At 75.5% G+C, this 21,995-nt stretch carries 24 protein-coding genes; 16 read left to right on the forward strand and 8 right to left on the reverse strand.

Annotation, left to right across the window (positions count from 1 at the left end; genetic code table 11):
* The first annotated feature begins 46 nt into the window (after positions 1-46).
* From LPU43_RS14600 to LPU43_RS14610, 3 genes are all read left to right on the forward strand, one after another.
* On the forward strand, positions 47-814 hold the full coding sequence (locus LPU43_RS14600) for a methyltransferase domain-containing protein (RefSeq protein WP_229400942.1): 768 nt from the start codon (positions 47-49) through the stop codon (positions 812-814).
* Positions 815-981: 167 nt separating this feature from the next.
* A complete protein-coding gene (locus LPU43_RS14605; protein WP_229400943.1) occupies positions 982-2,031 on the forward strand; it encodes a type III polyketide synthase in 1,050 nt (349 codons plus the stop codon).
* Positions 2,032-2,137: 106 nt separating this feature from the next.
* Positions 2,138-2,725, forward strand: a complete 588-nt coding sequence (locus LPU43_RS14610; RefSeq protein WP_229400944.1) for a hypothetical protein — start codon at positions 2,138-2,140, stop codon at positions 2,723-2,725.
* Positions 2,726-2,798: 73 nt separating this feature from the next.
* Here the strand turns inward: LPU43_RS14610 and LPU43_RS14615 are convergent, their stop codons facing one another.
* On the reverse strand, positions 2,799-3,515 hold the full coding sequence (locus LPU43_RS14615; protein WP_373321715.1) for a hypothetical protein: 717 nt from the start codon (positions 3,513-3,515) through the stop codon (positions 2,799-2,801).
* A gap of 335 nt (positions 3,516-3,850) precedes the next feature.
* Here LPU43_RS14615 and LPU43_RS14620 point away from each other — a divergent pair, with 335 nt between their 5' ends.
* The 4 genes from LPU43_RS14620 to LPU43_RS14635 are packed head-to-tail and all read left to right on the forward strand — an operon-like array spanning position 3,851 to position 6,606.
* Positions 3,851-4,336 (forward strand): CarD family transcriptional regulator, encoded by a 486-nt coding sequence (locus tag LPU43_RS14620; protein WP_229400946.1) that lies wholly within the window; start codon positions 3,851-3,853, stop codon positions 4,334-4,336.
* Between the two features lie 54 nt (positions 4,337-4,390).
* Complete coding sequence (ispD, locus tag LPU43_RS14625) at positions 4,391-5,086, forward strand: 2-C-methyl-D-erythritol 4-phosphate cytidylyltransferase (RefSeq protein ID WP_229400947.1); 696 nt, start codon at positions 4,391-4,393, stop codon at positions 5,084-5,086.
* Positions 5,087-5,102: 16 nt separating this feature from the next.
* Positions 5,103-5,585 carry a 2-C-methyl-D-erythritol 2,4-cyclodiphosphate synthase gene (ispF, locus tag LPU43_RS14630; protein ID WP_229400948.1) on the forward strand — a complete coding sequence of 161 codons (483 nt, stop codon included), beginning with the start codon at positions 5,103-5,105 and terminating at the stop codon, positions 5,583-5,585.
* A 7-nt stretch (positions 5,586-5,592) separates the two neighbouring features.
* Positions 5,593-6,606 carry a tetratricopeptide repeat protein gene (locus LPU43_RS14635; protein WP_229400949.1) on the forward strand — a complete coding sequence of 338 codons (1,014 nt, stop codon included), beginning with the start codon at positions 5,593-5,595 and terminating at the stop codon, positions 6,604-6,606.
* A 154-nt stretch (positions 6,607-6,760) separates the two neighbouring features.
* Here LPU43_RS14635 and LPU43_RS14640 read toward each other — a convergent pair whose 3' ends face one another.
* The 3 genes from LPU43_RS14640 to LPU43_RS14650 form a co-directional block, all read right to left on the reverse strand.
* Positions 6,761-8,002 (reverse strand): MFS transporter, encoded by a 1,242-nt coding sequence (locus LPU43_RS14640; RefSeq protein ID WP_229400950.1) that lies wholly within the window; start codon positions 8,000-8,002, stop codon positions 6,761-6,763.
* A gap of 95 nt (positions 8,003-8,097) precedes the next feature.
* The gene (locus LPU43_RS14645) at positions 8,098-8,556 is read right to left on the reverse strand and encodes a hypothetical protein (protein WP_229400951.1); all 459 of its coding nucleotides are present in this window, start codon (positions 8,554-8,556) and stop codon (positions 8,098-8,100) included.
* A gap of 442 nt (positions 8,557-8,998) precedes the next feature.
* Positions 8,999-10,165, reverse strand: a complete 1,167-nt coding sequence (locus LPU43_RS14650; protein ID WP_229400952.1) for a homogentisate 1,2-dioxygenase — start codon at positions 10,163-10,165, stop codon at positions 8,999-9,001.
* 94 nt (positions 10,166-10,259) lie between these two features.
* Here LPU43_RS14650 and LPU43_RS14655 point away from each other — a divergent pair, with 94 nt between their 5' ends.
* From LPU43_RS14655 to LPU43_RS14690, 8 genes are all read left to right on the forward strand, one after another.
* Positions 10,260-11,126: a hypothetical protein gene (locus tag LPU43_RS14655; protein ID WP_229400953.1), complete on the forward strand. Its 867-nt coding sequence runs from the start codon at positions 10,260-10,262 to the stop codon at positions 11,124-11,126.
* On the forward strand, positions 11,123-12,319 hold the full coding sequence (fahA, locus tag LPU43_RS14660; protein ID WP_229400954.1) for a fumarylacetoacetase: 1,197 nt from the start codon (positions 11,123-11,125) through the stop codon (positions 12,317-12,319). Before LPU43_RS14655 ends, fahA begins: the two co-directional genes overlap by 4 nt.
* Positions 12,320-12,528: 209 nt before the next feature.
* Positions 12,529-12,738: a DUF397 domain-containing protein gene (locus tag LPU43_RS14665; RefSeq protein ID WP_229400955.1), complete on the forward strand. Its 210-nt coding sequence runs from the start codon at positions 12,529-12,531 to the stop codon at positions 12,736-12,738.
* A 117-nt stretch (positions 12,739-12,855) separates the two neighbouring features.
* Complete coding sequence (locus tag LPU43_RS14670; protein WP_229400956.1) at positions 12,856-13,338, forward strand: SRPBCC family protein; 483 nt, start codon at positions 12,856-12,858, stop codon at positions 13,336-13,338.
* Between the two features lie 49 nt (positions 13,339-13,387).
* A complete protein-coding gene (locus LPU43_RS14675; protein WP_229400957.1) occupies positions 13,388-14,641 on the forward strand; it encodes an outer membrane protein assembly factor BamB family protein in 1,254 nt (417 codons plus the stop codon).
* A 49-nt stretch (positions 14,642-14,690) separates the two neighbouring features.
* Entirely contained in the window at positions 14,691-15,224 is a 534-nt protein-coding gene (locus LPU43_RS14680; RefSeq protein WP_229400958.1) for a hypothetical protein, read from the forward strand.
* A gap of 59 nt (positions 15,225-15,283) precedes the next feature.
* Positions 15,284-15,829 (forward strand): hypothetical protein, encoded by a 546-nt coding sequence (locus LPU43_RS14685; RefSeq protein ID WP_229400959.1) that lies wholly within the window; start codon positions 15,284-15,286, stop codon positions 15,827-15,829.
* Positions 15,830-15,938: 109 nt separating this feature from the next.
* Positions 15,939-16,994 (forward strand): COG1361 family protein, encoded by a 1,056-nt coding sequence (locus LPU43_RS14690; RefSeq protein ID WP_229400960.1) that lies wholly within the window; start codon positions 15,939-15,941, stop codon positions 16,992-16,994.
* 46 nt (positions 16,995-17,040) lie between these two features.
* Here the strand turns inward: LPU43_RS14690 and hisC are convergent, their stop codons facing one another.
* The 4 genes from hisC to hppD are packed head-to-tail and all read right to left on the reverse strand — an operon-like array spanning position 17,041 to position 21,248.
* Positions 17,041-18,144, reverse strand: coding sequence for a histidinol-phosphate transaminase (hisC, locus tag LPU43_RS14695; protein ID WP_229400961.1), 1,104 nt, complete (start codon positions 18,142-18,144; stop codon positions 17,041-17,043).
* Positions 18,141-19,256: an RDD family protein gene (locus LPU43_RS14700; protein WP_229400962.1), complete on the reverse strand. Its 1,116-nt coding sequence runs from the start codon at positions 19,254-19,256 to the stop codon at positions 18,141-18,143. Before LPU43_RS14700 ends, hisC begins: the two co-directional genes overlap by 4 nt.
* On the reverse strand, positions 19,253-20,020 hold the full coding sequence (locus LPU43_RS14705; RefSeq protein WP_229400963.1) for an RDD family protein: 768 nt from the start codon (positions 20,018-20,020) through the stop codon (positions 19,253-19,255). Before LPU43_RS14705 ends, LPU43_RS14700 begins: the two co-directional genes overlap by 4 nt.
* Positions 20,021-20,042: 22 nt before the next feature.
* A complete protein-coding gene (gene hppD / locus LPU43_RS14710; RefSeq protein ID WP_229400964.1) occupies positions 20,043-21,248 on the reverse strand; it encodes a 4-hydroxyphenylpyruvate dioxygenase in 1,206 nt (401 codons plus the stop codon).
* A 138-nt stretch (positions 21,249-21,386) separates the two neighbouring features.
* Here hppD and LPU43_RS14715 point away from each other — a divergent pair, with 138 nt between their 5' ends.
* Positions 21,387-21,875, forward strand: coding sequence for an Lrp/AsnC family transcriptional regulator (locus LPU43_RS14715; protein ID WP_229400965.1), 489 nt, complete (start codon positions 21,387-21,389; stop codon positions 21,873-21,875).
* The last annotated feature ends 120 nt before the right edge of the window (positions 21,876-21,995 follow it).

Below are 21,995 nucleotides of genomic sequence, written 5' to 3' on the forward strand. Positions count from 1 at the left end.
AAGCCGAAGTCTTCCCGTTACCGCCCGGTCGTGCCACGCTCGATCTATGCGTGACGTTTCGCCCAAGCCGTCCGGCGTGCCCCGGCCGCCGAACGACCCCGGGCAGTACGACGACCTCGCCGACGAGTGGTGGCGCCCGGACGGCGCCTTCGCGATGCTGCACTGGCTGGCGCGGGCCCGGGGGGCCCTGGTGCCGCCGGCCGACCGTCCCGGCGCGCTCCTGGTGGACCTGGGCTGCGGCGCGGGCCTGCTCGCCCCGCACCTGGCCGGCAAGGGCTACCGGCACGTCGGGGTGGACCTGACCCGCTCGGCCCTGGCGCTGGCCACCGCGCACGGGGTCACCGCGGTCAACGGCGACGCCACCGCCGTGCCACTGGCGGACGGCTGCGCCGACGTGGTGGCCGCCGGCGAGCTGCTAGAGCACGTGCCGGACTGGCGGCGCGCGGTCGCCGAGGCGTGCCGACTGCTGCGGCCCGGTGGCCTGCTGGTGCTGGACACCCTCAACGACACCCTGCTCAGCCGGCTGGTGGCCGTCGAGATCGGGGAGCGGCTGCCGGCGGTGCCCCGGGGCATCCACGACCCCCGGCTGTTCGTCGACCATCGCGCGCTGGTCGCGGAGTGCGCCCGGCACGGCGTCGACCTGCGGGTCCGGGGCGTCCGCCCGGGGCTGCGCGGGACGGTGGGCTGGCTGGTCCGCCGGATGCGGGGCCGCGAGGGGCAGGCTCGGCCGGGCTCGGCCGGCCGGTCACCGCAGATCCGTCCGACCTGGTCGACGGCGGTGCTCTACCAGGGGCGCGGCGTGCGGCGCGGGTAGCCGGGCCGGCTCGCGGGTAAGGGAAGAACCGGAACCGGGCGGCACGAACCAGGCACCCGCCGGAGCCGCCGTCCCCGGCGGGCACCGGCACTCGGCGGCGGCCCGGACCGCGACGGCCCGGCCCCTCGTTGTGACGACGTGGGGTACGCGAACGAGAGGTGGGAAACGTGGCCGTACCGGTCATCGCGGGCCTGGGGACGGCGCAGCCGCCGGGCGCCACGCAGGACGAGCTGTGGGCGGGCTACTTCTCGCACCACTTCTCCGGCACCACCCGGACGCTGGCGCGGCGGATCTTCGCCAACTCGGGGGTGACCCGGCGGCAGGCGGCGGTGAACCCGCTGCTGGAGGACGTCGCCGACTGGCCGACGGAGCGCCGGATGCGGCGCTACCAGGTCGAGGCGCTGCCGCTGGGCAAGGAGGCGGTCGGCCGGGCGCTCACCGCCGCCGGCCTGGACGCCGCCGACGTCGGCCTCTTCATCGTCTGCTCGTGCACCGGGTACGCCACCCCCGGGCTGGACATCCTGCTCGCCCGGGACCTGGGCATGGCACCGCACACCCAGCGCATGGTCGTGGGCCACATGGGCTGCTACGCCGCTCTGCCGGGGCTCGGGGCGGCCGGCGACTTCGTCACCGCCCGGCAGCGGCCCGCGCTGCTGCTCTGCGCGGAGCTGACCAGCCTGCACCTGCAACCCGCCGCCGCCCGGGCCGACACCCAGCAGATCGTCTCCCACGCCCTCTTCTCGGACGCCGCCGTCGCGGCCGTGGTCGTCCCCGGCGGCCGGGGGTACGCGTTGCGCGAGGTCACCTCGGTCACCGACGCCACCACGGCCGACCACATGACGTGGGACGTCACCGACACCGGCTTCCGGATGGGCCTGTCGTCGAAGGTGCCGCAGGTGCTCTCCCGCCACGTCCGGGGGCTGGTCGACGGCCTGCTGGCCCGGCACGGCACCACGCTGCCGGAGGTGGACGGCTGGGCGGTGCACCCGGGCGGGCCGCGCATCCTCGACGTGGTGGAACGCGAGCTGGGCCTGCCGCCGGAGGCGCTGGCCGCGTCCCGGGCCACCCTGGACGAGCACGGCAACTGCTCCTCGGCGACGGTGCTGCTGATCCTGGACCGGCTGCTCCGGGCGGAACGCCCCCCGAACCGAATCCTGGTGCTCGCCTTCGGCCCGGGCCTGACCCTCTACGCCGCCCTCCTCGCCCCCGTCTCCTGACCCCCTTGTCGACCAGGAGGCGCTGCCCCGGGAGGCCGGGCGGACCTCTCGATCGCGGCGGCGCGCGGGACGGTGGGGGCGGCTCCGGGGCGTTACCCTTCGCGGGGTGAGCGGGGACACGGCGGGCCGGGCGCGGGGCGGGGCGCTCGTCGCCCTGGTCGTCCTCGCGCTGGCACTGGGCGTGGGGTGGTGGCGGGCCGAGGCGCCGGCCGTGACGGCCGGGTCCGGGCAGTCGGCCTCGGAGCCCCGCCGCGTCGGCGACGCGCCCCGTTCCCGCGCGGTCGACCCGGGGGCCCGCGCCGTCATCCTCGACCCGCGCACCGGCGGGGTGATCGTGCGGCTCGACGGGGACGCCTCCCCCGGAACGAACCGGCACGGCGGCCTGCCCCGACTCAGCGGGACCCTCTGGGAGGCCCAACTGGTGGTACGCCCCGGTCAGCCCCCGCAGCGGCGGGAGTTCACTCCGGCCGGGGCCCACACGCACCTGCTCCAATACCGGTGCCTCGGGCCGGGGCGACTGCTCATGGTGACCCTCCGCTCCGACCGGACCCAGAGCCGGCGGGCGGCGTGCGACGGCAGGCCGGGCGCGATGTGGCTGCGCCGGGCGGCCGGCCCGATCCAGGTCGAGCTGACCGCCGCCCCCGGCGGCCTCCCGGTCGTCGCCGACGTCCGGTTCGCGGGCCTGTGGTTCTGACCCGCCCGGTGCGCGGCCCTGCGGTTCTGCCCCGACCGGCTGGTGGCACTGGGGTTCTGACCTGCCCGGCCGCTCAGGCGGCGAGGCGGGCCAGGTCGGCGCGGTAGTCCTCGGCCGAGCGCAGCTCCGGCACCACCCGGACCAGCACGCCGGTGCGGTCGACCAGCAGCGCGGCGGCGGTGCCGGGGCGGGCCGGCAGGCGCAGGAAGGTGCGCAGGCCGCCGGCCGGGTCGGCGAGCGGACGTGCCGCCGGGCCGGGCGACGCCGGGGCGGGGCGGACCGCGCGACCGCCCTCGACGGTGACCACGGCGACGCCGGGCGGCGCGAGCGTCGCCGCCTCGGCCACCTGCTCCGGGCAGGGGCAGGAGTCCACCAGGATGATCACCGCGGGCACCAGCCCGCGCAGCGGGACCGCGGCGTTCCCGGCGTCGACCAGGTCCAGGGCCGGCAGCGCCCGGCCGGTCAGGTCGGCCGCCGTCGCGTGCGGCACGACGGTGGGGCGGTCCCCGGCCCGGGGCGGCCGGGGCCAGGTGACGGCGAACAGCCCGGCGACGGTGGTGAGCACCGCCACCAGCAGGACCAGCAGCGGCAGGGCGAGCGGTGGCAGGCCGTCCGGCCGGCCGGGGCGGGACGGTCGGCGGGCCCCCTCGGCCCGCCCGCGCAGCTCGCGGCGGACCAGCTCGGCCTCCTCGGCGAGCGCGGAGGCGTCCTGCGGCACGACGATGCGGCCCCACTCCGGGGGCAGGCCGGGAAGGCCCTCGGCGGGGCCCTGGCCCTCGGGGTCAGACATGCCCATCCAGCCCCCTCGAACCGGCTCGGTGCGTGGACAGCGGGTCGCCTCCAGCGTCCCGCACGGTCGCCTCCTCCCGCTACATCCGGGCGCGGTGGGTGCGACCGGGAGTATCATGGAACAAGCGCATCGCCCGAGAAATCCACGCTCCGACCACCCACGCCGGGGTGTCATCTGTCGCTCACGGAGCGTGTTCAGACCATCGGTTTGGCCGCCTGTCAAGCTGAAGAAATACCTCTCACAGGGCCCCTGAGCTGCGCCAACGGTCAGGACAGCGGTAGGACATCGGTGCCTGAGCGTGTTACCCTAGACACAGCGAAAGGGGTTTCGAACCTATGGTTTTCAGTGTCGGCGAGACCGTTGTTTACCCCCACCACGGGGCCGCACTCATCGAGGCAATCGAGACTCGGGTCATCAAGGGCGAGCCCAGGGAGTACCTCGTCCTCAGGGTCGCGCAGGGTGACCTGACGGTCCGGGTGCCCGCCGAGAACGCCGAGATCGTGGGCGTGCGCGAGGTGGTCGGCGAAGAGGGCCTCGGCAAGGTCTTCGACGTCCTCCGCGCTCCGCACACCGAGGAGCCGACCAACTGGTCGCGGCGTTACAAGGCGAATCTGGAGAAGCTGGCCTCCGGAAACCCGCTGAAGGTGGCCGAGGTCGTCCGCGACCTGTGGCGCCGGGAGCGGGAGCGGGGCCTGTCGGCGGGCGAGAAGCGGATGCTCGCCAAGGCCCGCGACATCCTCGTCGGCGAGGTCGCGCTGGCCGAGAAGAGCACCAAGGACGAGGCGGAGAACCTGCTCGACAAGGTCCTGACCGAGGCCTAGTTCCCACCGCATCGTCGTACCCACCCCGCAGCGAAGAAACCCGAGGACCGCGACGTGACCGCGCAGCTCAATCCGCGCGGTGACGTCGCGGTCCTCGTGCCTGCGGCCGGTGCCGGGGTACGCCTCGGCCCCGGCGCGCCCAAGGCCCTGCGCCTGCTCGCCGGCGAGCCGCTGCTCGTGCACGCCGTGCGCCGCATCGCCGCCGCCCCGTCCGTGCACACCATCGTGGTGGCCGCCCCGGCCGGCGAGGTCGGCGCGGTCCGCGAGCTGCTCGCCCCGGTCGCCCCGGTGCTGGTCGTCCCCGGCGGGGCGGAACGCCAGGCGTCCGTGGCCGCCGCGCTCGCGGCCGTCCCCGCCGGCCCGGAGATCGTCCTCGTGCACGACGCCGCCCGCGCCCTGACCCCGCCCGAGCTGGTCGAGTCGGTCGCCGCAGCCGTCCGCTCCGGGCACGACGCGGTGATCCCCGTCCTGCCCGTGGTCGACACCATCAAGGAGGTCGGCCCCGGCGAGATGGTCCTCGGCACGGTCGACCGGTCCGCCCTGCGGGCCGTGCAGACCCCCCAGGGCTTCCGTCGGGCGGTGCTGACCGCCGCCCACGCGGCGGCCGGCGACCCGCTCACCGACGACGCCGGTCTCGTCGAGAAGCAGGGCGTCCCGGTGGTCTGCGTCCCCGGCTCCGAGCACGCCCTCAAGGTCACCCGGCCGTTCGACCTGGCGCTCGCCGAGCACCTGCTCTCCGCCGGCGCGTGACGCGTACCCTCGGGTCATGATCGTTCCTCGGGTGGCCGTCGGCACGGACGTGCACGCCTTCGCCGCCGACCGCCCCTGCTGGGTCGCCGGCCTGCACTGGCCCGACCAGGACGGCCTGGCCGGGCACTCCGACGCCGACGTCGCCGCGCACGCCGCCTGCAACGCGCTGCTCTCCGCCGCCGGCCTCGGCGACCTCGGCTCCAACTACGGGGTGGCCGAGCCCGAGTGGGCGGGCGCGCCCGGCGCGACGCTGCTCACCGAGACCGCCCGCCGGGTCCGGGCCGCCGGCTTCGAGATCGGCAACGTGTCGGTGCAGGTCGTCGGCAACCGCCCGAAGATCGGCCCGCGCCGCGCCGAGGCCGAGGCGGTGCTCTCCGCGGCCGTCGGCGCACCCGTCACCGTCTCCGCCGCCACGACCGACGGCTTGGGCTTCACCGGGCGCGGCGAGGGGCTCGCCGGCATCGCGGTGGCCCTCGTCTACCCGACCCCGCCCGCGTAGGTCGCGGATGTCCGACGACGCCACCGCCGAGGGGTACCTCCAGCGCGCCCACCTGCTGGCCGACCTCGGCCGGTACGACGAGGCCGTCGGCGAGGTGGGGCTGGCCCTCGCCCTGGAGCCGGCGAACGCCGCCGCGCTGACCGCCCTCGCCCGGGTGCACCTGGCCGCCGGCCGGCCCGCCGAGGCGCGGGACGCCGCCGACGCGGCGCTGGCCGTCGCCCCGGACACCGTCGCCCCGCTGGTCGCGCGCGGGCTGGCCCTGGCCGACCTGGGCGAGCACGCCGAGGCGGCCCGAACCGCCGACCGGCTCCTCGCCGCCGGCCCCGCCGACGCGTACGCCCAGCGCAGCGCCGCCGCGATCCTGTCCGGCTCGCGCGGCGGGCAGCCGGCCCTCAACGCCGCCTGGCGGGGCGTGGAGCTGGCCGTCGAGGAGGCCGAGGCGCACCTGGTCCTCGCCCTGGTGGCCGCCCGGCTGCGGCTGTTCGACCTGGCCGAGCGGGCGTACCGGGAGGCGCTGCGGCTCCACCCGGAGTTGGAGGCCGCCGGCGACGAGCCGGGGATCGTCCGGCTGGAGCGACGGCGGTACGCCTCGGCGCTGGCCGAGCTGGCGGAGGGTGTCCCGGCCGCCCCGGTGCCCGTCGCCGACCCGCGCCGGAGCGCCTCGGAGGAGCTGCGCCGCCTCGTGCTGTACGGGGCGGGCTGGTCGCTGGTCGGCACCGTGCTGGTGGCGGTCGCGGCGTCCGCCGCGTCCGGGCCGTCCCGGTTCCTCGCGGTGCTGGTGGCGCTGAGCGGGGTGCTGGTGGGGTGGCTGCTGGCGGCGCGCGTGCCGGGGCTGACCCGGACCGTCCTGCCCGAGCTGCTGCGCTCGGACCGTTTCCTGGCGCTCGCCGTCTACGCGGTGGCCGCCGCGCCGCTGCTGTTGCTGGTGTACGCGGCGGTGGGGACGCCGTGGCCGCTGGTGCTGGCGATCGTGGTGGGGGCGGTGGCCGAGGTGGCGGTCTTCTCCCGGACCGTGCGCTGAGTCCTTCGCGCCGTCGAGGGGCTGCCTGGCTCGTAGTGGTGGGGTTCGCCGGGGCCCGCCCGCTCCGGGCGGTCAGGCTTGATCCCTCCGCGGGCGGGCCCCGGCGAACCCCTGACGTAGTCGCCGTCCGAGCGGACCGCTCGGCCCCGTGAGGTCAGGTTGGGGTCGTCGTTCGCAGGGGCGGCGAGGTCAGGGCTAGCGCGGCTGTCGAGGCTAGGACTACGGAGCAGATGACCAGGACCGTGCTGGCGGTGGTTGCGTCTGTCAGCGTGCCGAGCGCGTTGTTGGCGAGGAGTAGGGGGACGCTCTGTGTCAGCACGAGGACCGACTGTAGCCGGGAGAGGTGGCCGGCAGGGCTGCCGCCGAGGATCAGCGGGCCGATGTGGGTGCTGAACAGCCCCGAGCCGACGCCGACGACTGCGGCGGCACCGACGGCCGCCTGCGCCGTCGGTGCGAGCGCGAGGGCGAGGGTGCCGGCCGCCGCGACGACGAGTCCCACGGCGGCGGCCGATCCCGGCCGGCGCAGGACACCCCGAACGGTCACGAGGACCGCCACGCCGACCATGCCGAGGGCGATCGCGCCGGCGAGCACGCCGCCCGTCCGGGTGGTCCAGTGCCGCTGATGGGCGAGCAGCGCGACCAGCATCCCGGACACGGGCAGCAGGAACCCGGCGGCGACGGCGGTCAGGGCGAGCGCCGGGCGCAGCAGCGGATCGGTCCAGGCGACTCGCAGACCGTCGGCCGCCTGACGAAGCACCGTGCCGCCCGGAGCCGGCGGCGGGGCGGCCCGCAGCGCCCGAGGGCGCAGGGCGACCAGCACGAAGGCCATCACCGCGAACGTGCCGGCGTTCGCGAACGCCGCAGCCGCGAGACCTGCGGTCGCGACCACGAGCCCGCCGGCTGAGGGCCCGACGAAGGCGGCGAGCTGCCCGATCACCTGGCGGGCGGACATCGCCCGGGGAAGGCTCTCGTCGGGCACCAGCCGTCGCGGCATCGAGCCGGAACTCGGCAGGTAGAAAGCGTCGACGACGCCGATGACGAAGGCGGCGGCGAGAAGCAGACCGGGCCGGGTGCCGAGCAGCAGGAGGGCACCGCCCAGGAGGATCGTGGCGACTGCCATGGTCACGTCTGCGGTGATCATGATTCGCCAGGGGCCGATCCGATCGGCCAGCGCGCCGCCGAGGAGCAGCAGGAGCACGCGCGGGAGGGTGATCGCGGTCAGCACGAGGCCGGCGAGGGCCCCGCCGCCTTCTGCGGCGATCCACGTCATCCCGAAGGCCATGATCTGCGAGCCGAGCAGGGAGAGCAGCACCCCGCCCAGCCAGACCCAGTAGTGGCCGGGAACGGGCGGGGCAGTTCCCTGGACGAGGGTCTTCTCTTCCGCCTGTTGCGCCACGTCGCCTTCTCCCGCCTGTGCGTCGTTCGACGCGCTCACCCTCGGCCCTCGATCAGGTCGAGGGTCAAGCCGTGGCCGGGCTGGCTACGGGGTGCTCACCGCGTGGCGAGGGCGGCGAGGCGGTGGACGGAGACGCAGGAGGTGGCGGCGAGGCCCAGCGCGGCGTCGACGTAGTAGCCCCGGCCGCGGGTGCGGTCGGGCTCCTCCAAGATCGGCACACCGCCGGCCGCCAGGGCGGGCAGGACCGTGTCGGCGAGGCGGTCCCGCAGCACGGGGGAGTCGAGGACGGTGAACCGCAGCCGTGGCGCGGCGTGCGGCACCAGGCGGGCGAGGACCCGCTGCCAGTAGTCGAGGTGCAGTGTCAGCAGCCGGGCCTCGGTGCGGCCCGAGCCGGCGTCGCGGGCGCTGGAGACCAGGGCGAAGAGGCGGAAGTGCGTCTGTAGTCCCGCGCCGAACCGCTGGGCCCGCAGCACCCGGTGGCTGGCCGCGAGGTGCACCTCGTCCGGGCCGTCCCCACGTAGCCGCCGGTCGGCGGCCTCGACCGGCGAGGGCATTGGTGGGGTCGCTGAGGACCTCGACCGGGCGGGTGGCCGTGACGATCCGGTTCTGGCTGGCCGGGGTGACCGCAGCGCAGGTGCCCAGCGGCACGACGGGGGACAGCTCCACGCCCGCGACCTCGGCGGGGAGAAGGTCCCACAGCAGCGCCTGGACGGCGATCGTCGCGCGCGGGTCGCAGTCGGCCGGGCGGACGAAGCGGTCCTCCCGCCAGCGGCGCAGCACCTCGGTCGGCCGCACCCGCGCGGCCCGGGTTCGGGCCAGGGAGAGCAGGAGCGTGGTCAGGTCCGAGGCGGGCAGGGCGACCAAGGTCTCGCGTACGTCGTCCGGCAGTGCGGCCCACACCCGCCGCTCGGCGTCCGACATCCGGTCGTCGTTCATCCCGGCAGGATGGTCGACGGGGCCGGCGCGGTCCATCGATTTGCGTCGGCCGCCTGGTGGCTAGGGGCGGCGGGACCAGGTCCAGGCGTAGGCTTCGTCCTCGCACTCCGACGCCGCGTCGCAGAGGTCGAGGGGGCGGAACGTGTCGACCATGACGGCCAGCTCGTCGAAGAAGTCCGCGCCGATCGAGCGCTCGGCCGCGCCCGGCTGGGGGCCGTGGGTGAAGCCGGACGGGTGCAGCGAGATCGAGCCCTGCTCGATGCCGGAGCCGCGCCGCGCCTCGTAGTTGCCGCCGGTGTAGAAGAGCATCTCGTCGGAGTCGACGTTGTGGTGGTTGTACGGCACCGGGATGGCGTCGGGGTGGTAGTCCACCTTGCGGGGGACGAAGGAGCAGATCACGAAGTTGGGACCCTGGAACGTCTGGTGCACGGGCGGCGGCTGGTGGATGCGGCCGGTGATCGGCTCGAAGTCGTGGATGGAGAACGCCCACGGGTAGAGGTGCCCGTCCCAGCCGACCACGTCGAACGGGTGGTTGGCGTAGACGTACCTCGTCCAGCCGCGCCGGTGCTTCACCAGCACCTCGACGTCCTCGCCGTCGACCAGCAGCGGGGCGTCCGGCCCCCGGACGTCGCGCTCGCAGTACGGCGAGTGCTCCAGGAACTGGCCCCGGACGGAGAGGTAGCGCTTGGGCGGGCCGATGTGGCCGGCCGCCTCGACGGCCAGCAGCCGCACCGGCTCGTCGCCGGTAGGGACGAGCCGGTGGATGGTCGAGGTGGGGATGACGACGTAGTCGCCGGGCACCGCGTCGAGCGCGCCGAACGGGGACTCCACCCGCAGGGTGCCGGACTCCAGGTAGAGGCAGTGGTCGCCGGTGGCGTCGCGGAACAGCGGGGAGGGGCGGTCGGCCAGCACGTACGCGATCCGCACGTCGTCGTTGGCGAGCAGGTACCGCCGGCCGAGGATCGGGTCGGCCCCGGCGCCGGCGAGCTTGTGGGTGCGCAGGTGGCGGGGCTTGAGTGGCAGGTTCGCCACCCGGGTGAGGGCGGGCGGGGCGTACTCCTCGGCGGCGACGATCGCGGTCGGGGCGTGCCGGTGGTAGAGCAGGGACGAGTCGGAGGAGAAGCCCTCCTGGCCCATCAGCTCCTCCGCGTAGAGGCTGCCGTCGGGCTGACGGAACTGGGTGTGCCGCTTGCGGGGCACCTCACCGACGCTGCGGTAGTACGGCATGTCGCCTCCCGATTCGTCCCGTTCACCGGCCGTTCGCGTCCGATAATCGGACGCTGTTGTCCGTTCCTTGTAGCGTCCCGTAAGTTCTTGTCTCGTGTCAACGCAGGTGCCCCGTCTCCTTGCCGGCCTCGTCGACGATGCCGCCGTCTTCCCGCCCGGCAGCGCGACGCTTCCCGACGCGGTCGCCGCGCACCGCCGGTACCGCGTGTCCTGGTACGCCGGCCTGGTCGGCCCGCTGCTCGTCCCCGCCTCGGCCGTCGTCGCCGGCGAGCTGCGCCCGCTGGTCGACCCCGGCGAAGGCCTCGTGGTGGGCCTGATCGGCGACACCGGCGTCGGGGGGCTGCCGGCCGCGCTGTCGGCCCTGGCGGCGGGCGGCGTCACCGCCCGCCAGATCGAGGTGGCCGTCGCCAGGCGCGGCGAGGACCCGCAGCCCGGCCTCGCCGAGCTGCTGAGGCTGGCCGGGCAGCCCGGGGGCGTCGACGTGTACGCCGAGCTGCCGCTGACCTTCGGGCTGATGGCGGCCCTGGACACGGTCGCCGCCGCCCGCGCCGACGGGGTGCCGGTCGCGGCCAAGTTCCGCACCGGCGGGCTGGCCGCCGAGCTGTTCCCGACCCCGGTGGAGCTGGCCGCCGTGATCTGCGCCTGCCGGGACCGGGAGCTGCCGTTCAAGCTGACCGCCGGGCTGCACCACGCCGTGCGGCACCGCGACGCGGAGACCGGCTTCACCCACCACGGCTTCGCCAACGTGCTCGCCGCGACGCTCGCCGCCGTCGACGGGGCCGAGGTGGACGAGGTGGCCGCCCTGCTCGCCGCGACCGACCCGGAGCCGCTGGCCGAGCCGGCCCGCGCCGCCCGGGACGCCGACCGGCCGCTGTGGGTGGGCTTCGGCTCGTGCAGCATCGAGGAACCACTGACCGATCTGATCCGGCTGGGGCTGGTGAACGGGGGATACGAGGCATGACGTGGGTGACGGGCGCCGAGGGCTCGGCGTACGGGGTGCGCAACCTGCCGTACGGCGTGTTCCGCTCCGGCGGGGACGCCCCGCGCGTGGGCGTGCGGATCGGCGACTTCGTGCTCGACCTGGCCGGCGCCGAGGCGGCCGGGCTGGTGCTGGCCGCCGGCGCGCTGGGGCGGCCCACCCTGAACGCCTTCATGGCGCTCGGCCGTCCGCAGTGGACGGCGGTCCGGCAGCGGGTCACCGAGCTGCTCACCGACTCCGCCCACCGGGCGGCCGTGGAGCCGCTGCTCGTCCCGCTCGCCGAGGTCGAGCTGCTGCTGCCGTTTGAGGTGGCCGACTACGTCGACTTCTACTCCTCGGAGCACCACGCGGCCAACGTCGGGCAGATCTTCCGGCCCGGCCAGCCGCCGCTGCTGCCGAACTGGAAGCACCTGCCGATCGGCTACCACGGCCGGGCCGGCACGGTGGTGGTCTCCGGCACGCCGGTCGTCCGCCCCGTGGGGCAGCGGGCCACCCCGCAGGGCCCGGTGGTCGGCCCCTCCGTGCGCCTCGACATCGAGGCCGAGGTCGGCTTCGTCGTCGGCGTGCCGACCGGGCTGGGGGACCGGGTGGCCGCGGCCGACCTGGCGGACCACGTCTTCGGGGTGGTGCTGGTCAACGACTGGTCGGCCCGGGACATCCAGGCGTGGGAGTACCAGCCGCTCGGGCCGTTCCTCGGCAAGTCCTTCGCCACCTCCGTCTCGGCCTGGGTGACCCCGCTGGACGCGCTCGCCGAGGCGTTCGTGTCGGCGCCCGACCAGGACCCGCCGGTGGCGGAGTACCTGCGCGACGCGCCGCACGTCGGGCTGGACCTGCGGCTGGCCGTGGAGTGGAACGGGGAGCGGGTCAGCGAGCCGCCCTTCGCCACCATGTACTGGACGCCCGCGCAGCAGCTCGCCCACCTCACCGTCAACGGGGCGTCCCTGCGCACGGGCGACCTGTACGCCTCCGGCACCGTCTCCGGCCCCGAGCGGGGCCAGGTCGGCTCGTTCCTGGAGCTGACCTGGGGCGGCGCGGAGCCGGTGAAGGTCGGTGACGAGACGCGGACCTTCCTGGCCGACGGCGACACCGTCACCCTGACGGCCACCGCCCCGGGCCCAGACGGCACCACCATCGCCCTCGGCGAGGTCACCGGCACCGTCCGCCCCGCCCGCTGAGCGGGCAGGCCCCGGCACCGTCCACCCCGCCCGCCGAACCGGCGCGGCCTCCCGTCCCGACCATCCGAACCCGGTCGCACATCCGGTGCGACCGGGTTCCGGCGTATCCGCGTTGATCCGCCGGGTCCGCCCCGTCCCGGCGGTGCCCGGCGGGCGGCGCCACGCGGCGTCGTCGGCCTCGTGGGACGTCCAACGGACAGGAGGCAACGATGACCGATCTCGCGGGCGCCGTCTGGCGCACCAGCAGCCGCTCCAACGACCAGGGACTGTGCGTCGAGGTGGCGGACAACCTGGTGGACACCGCCGGCGTGGTCGCCGTACGCGATTCGAAGGACCCGGCCGGGCCGGCGCTGGCCGTCAGCCCGCCGGGCTGGAGCGCCTTCGTCGGCGCGATCCAGGTCGGACGGTTCCGGGCGTGACGTGACAGCGGGGGTGCTCCCGGGTGCCCCCGGATCGGCCACCAGCGGCGGAAATCCCGCCGCTGGGGCCCCGCCGGCCGTTGACTCCCCGTACCGTGGGGGACACGGGAGGTGGCGATGTCGACGGTCACGGTCACCCAGTTCATCGAGGCGCCCGCCGTCGACCTCTGGCGGCTCCTGGTCGACCTGCCGGTCCGCGCCGACTGGCTCTGCACGGTCGGCGCGGTCGAGCTGCTCACCCCCGGCCCCCTCGCCGCCGGCACGGCGTGGCGGGAGACCCGCGCCCGGCCCGGCGGCGGCGCGCAGGCCGAGGAGTTCGTGGTGCTGGAGGCGGTCCCGCCCCGACGACTGGTGCTCGCCTCGTCCGGCCCCGGCGTGTCCTACCGGACCACCTGGGCCCTGCGCACCACGCAGCGCCGCCGCCGGGACTGCACGGCCGTCACGGTGCGGCAGGAGGCGGTGGCCACCGGCCCGTACGGCCGGTTCCTCGCCCTGTTCTTCGGGGGCCTGGCCGTCCGGGCGGTCGAGGGCGCGTTCCGCCGCGACCTCGCCGACCTCGCCCGCGCCGCCCGCCCCCCGGCGTCCGCCCAGGCGGCCTGACCGGGCCCGCGGCGGCCCCCCTCGGTAGGGTGCCGGGCGGAGGTGCGGCATGGGTGTGGCGAAGGGGCGGCGGGGCGCGGCGGTGGCGGTAGCGGCGCTGCTGGCCGTCGCGGCGGTAGCGGTCGTCGTGCACCGGGTCCTCGCCCCCGCCGAGGTCGTCACGGCGGCCCGGGCGACCTATCCGGCGTCGGTCAACCCGGCGATCGGCGTGGTGGGCCGGCTGCCGGTGGCCCCGCTGATCGTGGACGGCCGGCTGCGCGTCTACGCCGCCACCCGCCAGGTCTACGCCGACCAGCCGGCGGACAGCCGGTACCGGGTCACCCCGTACTGGTCGTACCGGCGCTGGCCGGCGGAGGTCAGCGGGGTGGTGGCGGAGGGGACCACGGTGGTCAGCCACTGGTCGGACGGGCGGCTGGTGGCGCTGGACGCGCGTACCGGGCGGGTGGCCTGGCAGGCCGACGGCCCCGCACCCGCCGACGGCTGGACCGCCCGCCGCACCGGGGCCGGCGCGGTCTGGGCCCCGCCGGGGCTCTTCCTCGCCCGGGACGCCGACGGGCGGGCGGTGCTGGTGGTCTCCGGGCCGGACCGGGTGGCCGGCTTCGCGCTCGCCGACGGCCGGCGGCTCTGGTCCGCCGACGTCGACGGCGGGTGCCGCGCGGACGTGGGCACCACGGCGGCCGGGCGGTTCGTGGCCGTCGACCGCTGCGCCGGGCCGGCCGTGGTCGAGTTCCGCGACGTCGCCACCGGGGCGCCGGCGACCCGCTGGCAGCCGCCGGACGCCGCCGCCGAGCTGGCCGTCACCCCGGTCGGCTGCGTGCAGCCCCGGTCCCGGTGCCGGGGCCTGCGCACCACCGGCCCGGGGGAGGGGTCCGGGCGTGGCTGGCTGGCCGGCTCCGGCGCCCCGGTCGCCGCGCCCGGGCTGGACTCCGCCGGGTCCGAGTTGGACGGCGAGCGGGCCGTGGTGACGGCCGGCGGGGTGGTGACCGGGCGGGCCGCCCGCACGGGCGAGGAGCTGTGGCGTCGGGCCGACCTCGGCCCGGCCCGGGTCCTGGCCGTCCAGCCCGGCCGGGTGCACCTGCTGACCGAGGCCAACGACCTGGTCACCCTGGACCCGAGCACCGGCGCGGAGCGTTCCCGCTTCCCGCTGGAGGTGGGCCGCGACGGCCTCGGCTGGGCCCCCGGCCTGGCGTACGCGGGGGGCGGCTACGTGGCGGTGGAGCGGCTCCGCGAGCCGGTCGACCCGGACGCCGACGACCAGCGCCACTTCCTGACGTCCGAGCCGGTGGTGCTGGCGGCGACGTGAGGATACGTCGAATTGGACAAATGACCACATAATCCCTAGAATTGCCCCCGTGCGAGTGCTGCCCACCATCCTCGGCCCCCTGCTGGCGCTCGGCGGGGTGGGCCTCACGCCCCGGGAGACCCCGGGCCCGACCGTGGTCCTTCCCCGCGCCGAGGGGCTGGACATCACGGTCCCGGCCACGGCCAACCTGGGCGCGGGTTTCGTGGGCGGCGCCGTGACCGGCCAGCTCGGCACCGTCGAGGTGCGCGACCAGCGCGGCCCGCTGAACCCGAACCCCTGGGTCGTCACGGTGAGCGCGACCGCCTTCGTCAGCGGCGCGGGGGGGCCGAGCCGGACCATCGCGCGGGGGCAGGTGTCGTACTGGTCGGGGCCGGTGGTGCGGAGCACCGGCGGCGGGGTCCTGGTGCCCGGCCAGCCGACCCAGGCGCAGGCGGTGGCGCTCTCCGTGCCCCGGGAGGCGTTCCGGAAGACCCTCGGGAACGGCAACAACACGGTGAGCTGGGTGCCGTCGATCCGGATCGCGATCCCCGCCGGGGTGGTCGCCGGCACGTACACCGGGACGATCACCCACTCCATCGCCTGATCGGGTCACTTATCCGATTTGTGCCTTTGTGGTGTTTTTGTCGGTCTAGCGTCGGTCGCATGAGGAAGCCACTACTCGCCCTTGCCGCCGGAGCCGCAGCCGCAGCGCTCGCCGTGGCGTCTCCGGCCGCCGCCGCGCCCTCGGGCGACACCACCGTCACCTTCACCGTCTCCACCGCCAACCTGGACATCTCCGTGCCGCCCTCGATCAACCTCGGCGCCGTCTTCGCCGGCACGACGATCGGCGGCCCGCTCGGCAACGTCACCGTGCGGGACGAGCGCGCGGCGCTCAACGCCACCTGGACGGCAACGGTCAGCAGCTCCGCCTTCACGACCGGCGGCAAAACCCCCGAGGAGACCATCCTGCCGAACCTCGTCGAGTACTGGTCCGGCCGGGTCGTCGCCCAGACCGGCACCGGCACCCTCGTGCCCGGCCAGCCCACCTCCGACGACGCCGTGACGCTCAACGTGCCGCGGGTCGCCTTCTCGAAGACGTCCGGCAGCGGCGACAACTCGGCCACCTGGAACCCGTCGATCCGGATCACCATCCCGGGCAGCGCGGTCGGCGGCACCTACACGGGGGTGATCACCCATTCGGTGGCCTGATCGGACCCACGTCCGCGTCCTCGCCCTGGCCGCGACCGCCCTGGTCGCCGCCGGGGCGGCGGCGCTGCCAGCGACCGCCCCGCCTGCCCGGGCGGCGACACCCTCCGCCGTGCCGGCCGTGGCGGCGGCACCGCCCGCGCCGCTGGTCGAGGCGGCGGCCCGCGCGGCGCGACCCGACCCCGGCCTGGTCGAGGCCGGGCAACCCGTCCAGAAGGACGGCCGCGACGGCCAACCGTCGAGCGCCCCGAGCCAGCCTCCCGGCCCGGCCACCGAGGTCGGTATCCGCCTCCTCGACGCCCCGGTCGACCGGCGGGACGACAGCCGGGCGCACAAGTACGTCGTCGACCACGTGCGCCCCGGCACCGTGATCAAGCGCCGCATCGTGGTGAAGAACCCGTCGAAGATCCGCCGGCCGGTCGCCGTGTACGCCGCCGCGGCCGAGGTGGACCGGAAGGGGTTCGTGCTCGCCCCCGGGCGGGCCGAGAACGAGCTGAGTAGCTGGATCTCGGTGGAGCGCGGCGGGCTGAAGCTGGACCCGGGCGAGGAAGCCGTGCTCCGGGCCACCATCACCGTGCCGGAGCGCGCCTCGGCCGGGGAGCGGTACGCAGTCGTCTGGGCCGAGGTATCCGGCGTCGACGGGCAGAACGTCCGCAACATCGGGCGCGCCGGCATCCGCGTCTACCTGTCGGTCGGGCCCGGCGGCGAGCCGCCGTCGAGCTTCGACATCGGCACCCTCGGCGGCACCCGGGACCCGGACGGGGCCCCCGTGGTGACCGCCGACGTCCGCAACACCGGCCGGCGGGCCCTGGACCTGGCGGGTCAGCTCTGGCTCTCCGACGGGCCCGGTGGGCTCTCCGCCGGGCCGGTACGGGTCGAGGCGAAGACCCTCGCGCCGGGGGACAGCACCAGCATGCGCATCGTCCTGGACCGCCGGCTGCCGGACGGGCCCTGGTCGGCCAAGCTGGAACTCGCCAGCGGCTGGACGAAGCGGGAGGCCACCGGCCAGGTCACCTTCGGGGCGAACGCCGCCGTCACCACCGGGACGGACCGGACCGGCCAGGTGCTGACCGGCGGGCTGGTCGCCTCCGGCCTGGTGCTGGCCCTCCTCGCCGCGTTCGCGTACCGCCGTCGCGGTCGGGTGGGCGCGGCGGTGCCGGCCGCCTGAGCGGCGGCCCCCGTGGCACCGGACTGCCACGAGGGCCGCCGCCTCGTCAGGCCAGCGCCGCCTCCGCCACGGCGAGGAACGCGTCGTTCTCCGCCGGGGTGCCGATGGTCACCCGGACGCCGTCGCCCGCGAACGGCCGGACGATCACCCCGCGCGCCTCGCAGGCCCGGCCGAACTCGACCGCCCGGTCGCCCAGCGGCAGCCACACGAAGTTGGCCTGGCTGGCCGGCACGTCCGGCACGAACTTGCGCAGCGACTCGGCGACCCGGTCCCGCTCGGCGACGACCAGGGCGCAGCGCCGCTGGACCTCGTCGGCCTGGGCGAGCGCGGCGAGCGCGCCGGCCTGGGCGGCCATGCTGGTGGAGAACGGGGTGACCACCTTGCGCACGGCGGCGGCCACCTCGGGCGCGGCGACGAGGAAGCCGATGCGCAGGCCGGCCAGGCCCCACGCCTTGGACAGGGTGCGCAGCACCACCACGTTCGGCCGGTCGAGGTAGCTCAGGCCGTCCGGCACGTCGGGGTCGGTGACGAACTCCCGGTACGCCTCGTCGACGACCACCAGCACGTCCTCGCCCACCGAGTCGAGGAAGCGGTCCAGCTCCGCCCTGCGCACCGCCGTGCCGGTCGGGTTGTTCGGGTTGCAGACCAGCACCATGCGGGTCCGGTCGGTCACGGCCGCGGCCATCGCCGCGAGGTCGTGCCCGTGCCCGGCGTCGTTGGGCACCCGCACGCTGGTCGCGCCGCTGGTCGCCGCGATGATCGGGTACGCCTCGAAGGAGCGCCACGAGTACAGCAGCTCGTCGCCGGGCAGGCAGGTGGCCCGCACCAGGTGCTCGGCCAGCGCCACCGACCCACAGCCCGTGGCGATCCGGTCGGCGTCCACCCCGTACCGCTCGGCGAGCGCCGTCCGCAGCGCCACCACGCCCATGTCCGGGTAGCGGTGCGAGCCCGCCACCGCCTCGGCTACCGCCTCCACCACGCCGGGCAGCGGCCCGTACGGCACCTCGTTGCTGGCGAGCTTGATCGCCTCGGGCAGGCCCAGCTCCCGGGCCAGGTCGGCCGGGCTACGGCCGGGCACGTAGTTGGGCAGCGCGTCGAGGTCGGCGCGGGTCAGCCGCAGCGGCGGGCGGTGGCGTCCGGCGTCGGTCATGGGGTGTCTCCCGGGGGATTGGCGGGTTCGGACGGGGTGGCGGTGCCGCTGCCGGCACCGGGGGTGCGGGGGAGCTGAACCACCACGGTCTGCGCGCGCTTGTCGTGCAACGCCCGACGCAGCGGGTGGTCGAACAGGGGAGACACCGCGTCGACGAGCTGGAGCAGCAGGCCGAAGCCGCAGCAGTACCAGAGCAGGGTGGGCAGGCCCAGCGTGCTCCACCGGCGCAGCGCCCGCCCGAAGCCGAGCGGCGCGTCGGCCTCGACCGGGACGGCCCGCACGCCCATCAGCCGCTTGCCGAGGGTCTGCCCGTTGCCGGCCATCGCCGGCACCTCGTAGGCGAACCAGAGGGCGGTGGCGATCAGCAGGATGGCGACCTGGAGGCCGCCGGCCTGCTCGCCGGGCTGGGGCAGCCCCTCCGTCGACGTGTCGCCGGCCATGCTCCGGCGGAACACCTCGCGGAAGTACGGGGTGACCTCCTCGACGTACCGCCAGACGAACCAGCCGTTGACGGCCGCGTTGAGCAGGAACACCGCGCCGAAGTCGATGAGCCGGGCGACCAGCCGGGCACCGAAGGAGGCCAGCGGCAGCCCGTGCGGGCGCGGCTCGGGGGGAGGCCCCGGCCAGTGCGGCTGCGGCCAGCCGGGCGGCGGCCCCTGCGGGTGCCCGTGCCCGGGTGGCAGGCCGTGCCCGTGTCCCGGGCCGCCGACCGGTCCCTGCTGCGGGCCGGGCCCCGGCCAGCCGGGGAACGGGCCGGACCCGGACGGCCCCGGGCCGCCGACCGGTCCCTGCTGCGGGCCGGGCCCCGGCCAGCCGGGGAACGGGCCGGACCCGGACGGCCCCGGGCCGCCGGGCGACCCGGGCTGCTGCCCCGGGGGCGTCGCCTGCTGGCCGGGCGGCGCGGGCTGCTGCCCCGGGGGCGTCGCCTGCTGGTGGGGCAGCGCGGGCTGCGGCGCGGCAGGGCTGACCGGGGGCGGGGGCTCGGCCGGGGGCGGGCCCTCCGGCGGGGTGGCGTCGACCGGGATCGGCGCGCCGATCCAGCCCTCACCGTCCCAGTACCGCCTGGTCTCGGGCTCGGCGGGGTCGACGTACCAGCCTGGTTGCACGCTCACGCAGCAACCTTAACGACGACGGTGCGGGCGAACTTGTCGTGGAGGCACTGCTGCCAGGGCTTGTCCCACAGTTGCCAGAGCCCGTCGACGTAGCTGAGCCCGGGCACGAGCGTGGCCGCGACGAACTGCACCAGGTACCGCCGCCCGGCCGTGCCCCGGTCCAGCACCCCGTTCGGGTCGAGCGGGACGACCCGGATCCTCATCACCTTCTTGCCCAGCGTCTGCCCGGTCCGGCGCAGGTACTCCACGTGGTAGAGCCAGTAGAGCCCGAGCATCACGACGAGCAGCCCCAGCTCGACCAGGAGCAGCGGCAGCATGATGTCGGTCAGGAAGGTGCGCGGGTCGGGCTCGACGAGCGTGCCGTCCGGGGTGGTCCGGGTGAACTCGCGGAACATCCTGACATAGATGAACAGGAAGGCCGGCAGGAAGAGCACCATGGCGACCGCGCTGGCGACGGCGGTGTCGATCAAAAAGGCCAGCAGGCGGTCGCCGAAGGAGGCCAGCGGCTGCCCGTTGGGGGCGACCGGCGCCGGCGCGACCCCGGGACGCGGCGGAACCCAGCCGGGCGGCGGGGCGTACCCGGGCGGGCCGGTCCAGCCGGCCGGCGGCCCGGCGGCGGCACCCGGCGGGGCGTAGCCGGCGGGGCCGGGCTGCGCCGGGACGGCGTACCCGTGCGGGGCCGGAACGGGGGGCGGCGCGACGCCGCCGGCGGCGGGCGGCTGCCCACCGGACGGCGGCGTCGGGTACGTCGGAGGCTGGGTCACGCTCGACAGTCTCGCAGGCGGGCTACAGGTTGCCCCGCTTCTCCTGCTCCCGCTCGATGGCCTCGAACAGGGCCTTGAAGTTGCCCTTGCCGAAGCCGAGCGAGCCGTGCCGCTCGATCAGCTCGAAGAAGACCGTCGGGCGGTCCTGCACGGGCTTGGTGAAGATCTGGAGCAGGTAGCCGTCCTCGTCCCGGTCGACCAGGATCTTGCGGGCCTTCAGCTCCTCGATCGGCACCCGCACGTTGCCGATCCGGGCGCGCAGCTCCGGGTCGTCGTAGTACGAGTCCGGGGTGTCCAGGAAGTCCACGCCCGCCGCGCGCATCGCGTCGACGCTGGCCAGGATGTCGTTGGTGGCCACGGCGATGTGCTGGGCGCCCGGGCCCTGGTAGAACTCCAGGTACTCGTCGATCTGCGACTTCTTCCGGGCGACGGCCGGCTCGTTGAGCGGGAACTTCACCTTCCGGGTGCCGTTCGCGACGACCTTGCTCATCAGCGCCGAGTAGTCGGTGGCGATGTCGTCGCCGATGAACTCCGCCATGTTGGAGAAGCCCATGACGCGCTTGTAGAACTCGACCCACTCCTCCATCCGGCCCAGCTCCACGTTGCCGACGACGTGGTCGACGGCCTGGAAGAAGCGCTTCGGCTGGAGACCGGCGTCGATCATCGGCTGCCGGTCCACGATCGGGCCCCGGGCCACGAAGCCGGGCAGGAACGGGCCGGTGTAGCGGGACCGGTCGACCAGGGTGTGCCGGGTGTCGCCGTACGTGGCGATGGCCGCCATCCGCACCGTGCCGTGCTCGTCGGCGACGTCGTGCGGCTCCAGCAGGCCCGTCGCGCCCTGCGCGGTGGCGTGCGCGTACGCGGCGTCGACGTCCGGCACCTCCAGGGCGATGTCGGAGACGCCGTCGCTGTGCCTGGTCACGTGCTCGGCGCCGGGGGCGTCCGGGCGCACCGCGCCGGTCAGCACGAACCGGGCCGAGCCGCTGGTCAGCACGTACTGGGCGTGGTCCCGGTAGCCCTGCTCCGGCCCCCGGTACGCCACGCAGGTCATGCCGAACGCGGTGGAGTAGAAGTGCGCCGCCTGCTTGGCGTTGCCGACCAGGAAGTGCACGTGGTCGAGCCCCTTGACGGGGAACGGGTCACGGGTGATGTCGTGGTCGACGGCACCGACGAGCCGGTCGACGTCGACGTCCTCGGTCGACTGGGGTCGGTCGATCGCCTGGGTCATGGTGGCCTCCCTCGCGTACCGGCCGGCCCCGTGGGCCGCCGTGGTGGGTTCTGTGGCGAGGATCGCTAAGCCGCCCCCGGTTGGGCAACAGTTACGTCCGATGCTGGTCAGCTTGCGCATTCGGTATGGTCGGAACCCGTGACCGCTGTACAGGATGCCCAGATCGACGAGCTGGACGCGCGACTGATCGAACTCTTCGCCGAGGAGCCCCGGATCGGGGTGCTGGAGTGCTCCCGGCGGCTCGGGGTCGCCCGGGGCACCGTGCAGGCCCGGCTGGACAAGCTCCTCGACCGGGGCGTGATCACCAGCTTCGGCCCGGAGGTCTCGCCGGCCGCGATCGGCTTCGGGGTGACCAGCTTCGTCACGCTGGAGATCAGCCAGCGGCTCGGGCACGACTCGGTCACCGCCCACCTCGCGGCGATCCCCGAGGTGCTGGAGGCGCACACCATCACCGGCTCCAGCGACGTGCTCTGCCGGATCGTCGCCCGCTCCAACGCCGACCTCCAGCGGGTGATCGACCAGATCGTCTCGCACGAGGGCATCCGGCGGGCGTCGACGATCATCGCGCTGGCCGAGCAGATCCCGTACCGGGTGCTGCCGCTGGTCCGCTCGGCCGCCCAGCGGTAAGGAAGGGCCCCTCGTTAACGCTTTCGGTATAGGCGGGGCCCCTTCCTAACAGGCGCGCCAACTCGCGCATCACCCGAGAAAGCGCCGCGACACGGGCGCGGGGGCACTCGGCGTAGCGGT

It is taken from the genome of Micromonospora okii (genome assembly GCF_020884795.1).
Taxonomy (GTDB): domain Bacteria; phylum Actinomycetota; class Actinomycetes; order Mycobacteriales; family Micromonosporaceae; genus Micromonospora; species Micromonospora okii.

Coding starts and splice junctions, on each gene's coding strand:
- LPU43_RS14650 (WP_229400952.1), bottom strand. CDS start 10,165: ATGCCGTACTACCGCAGCGTCGGTGAGGTGCCCCGCAAGCGGCACACC.
- ispF (WP_229400948.1), top strand. CDS start 5,103: ATGATCGTTCCTCGGGTGGCCGTCGGCACGGACGTGCACGCCTTCGCC.
- LPU43_RS14615 (WP_373321715.1), bottom strand. CDS start 3,515: ATGTCTGACCCCGAGGGCCAGGGCCCCGCCGAGGGCCTTCCCGGCCTG.
- hisC (WP_229400961.1), bottom strand. CDS start 18,144: ATGACCGACGCCGGACGCCACCGCCCGCCGCTGCGGCTGACCCGCGCC.
- LPU43_RS14645 (WP_229400951.1), bottom strand. CDS start 8,556: ATGCCCTCGCCGGTCGAGGCCGCCGACCGGCGGCTACGTGGGGACGGC.
- LPU43_RS14685 (WP_229400959.1), top strand. CDS start 15,284: ATGAGGAAGCCACTACTCGCCCTTGCCGCCGGAGCCGCAGCCGCAGCG.
- LPU43_RS14600 (WP_229400942.1), top strand. CDS start 47: ATGCGTGACGTTTCGCCCAAGCCGTCCGGCGTGCCCCGGCCGCCGAAC.
- LPU43_RS14675 (WP_229400957.1), top strand. CDS start 13,388: ATGGGTGTGGCGAAGGGGCGGCGGGGCGCGGCGGTGGCGGTAGCGGCG.
- LPU43_RS14670 (WP_229400956.1), top strand. CDS start 12,856: ATGTCGACGGTCACGGTCACCCAGTTCATCGAGGCGCCCGCCGTCGAC.
- hppD (WP_229400964.1), bottom strand. CDS start 21,248: ATGACCCAGGCGATCGACCGACCCCAGTCGACCGAGGACGTCGACGTC.
- LPU43_RS14665 (WP_229400955.1), top strand. CDS start 12,529: ATGACCGATCTCGCGGGCGCCGTCTGGCGCACCAGCAGCCGCTCCAAC.
- LPU43_RS14620 (WP_229400946.1), top strand. CDS start 3,851: ATGGTTTTCAGTGTCGGCGAGACCGTTGTTTACCCCCACCACGGGGCC.
- fahA (WP_229400954.1), top strand. CDS start 11,123: ATGACGTGGGTGACGGGCGCCGAGGGCTCGGCGTACGGGGTGCGCAAC.
- LPU43_RS14635 (WP_229400949.1), top strand. CDS start 5,593: ATGTCCGACGACGCCACCGCCGAGGGGTACCTCCAGCGCGCCCACCTG.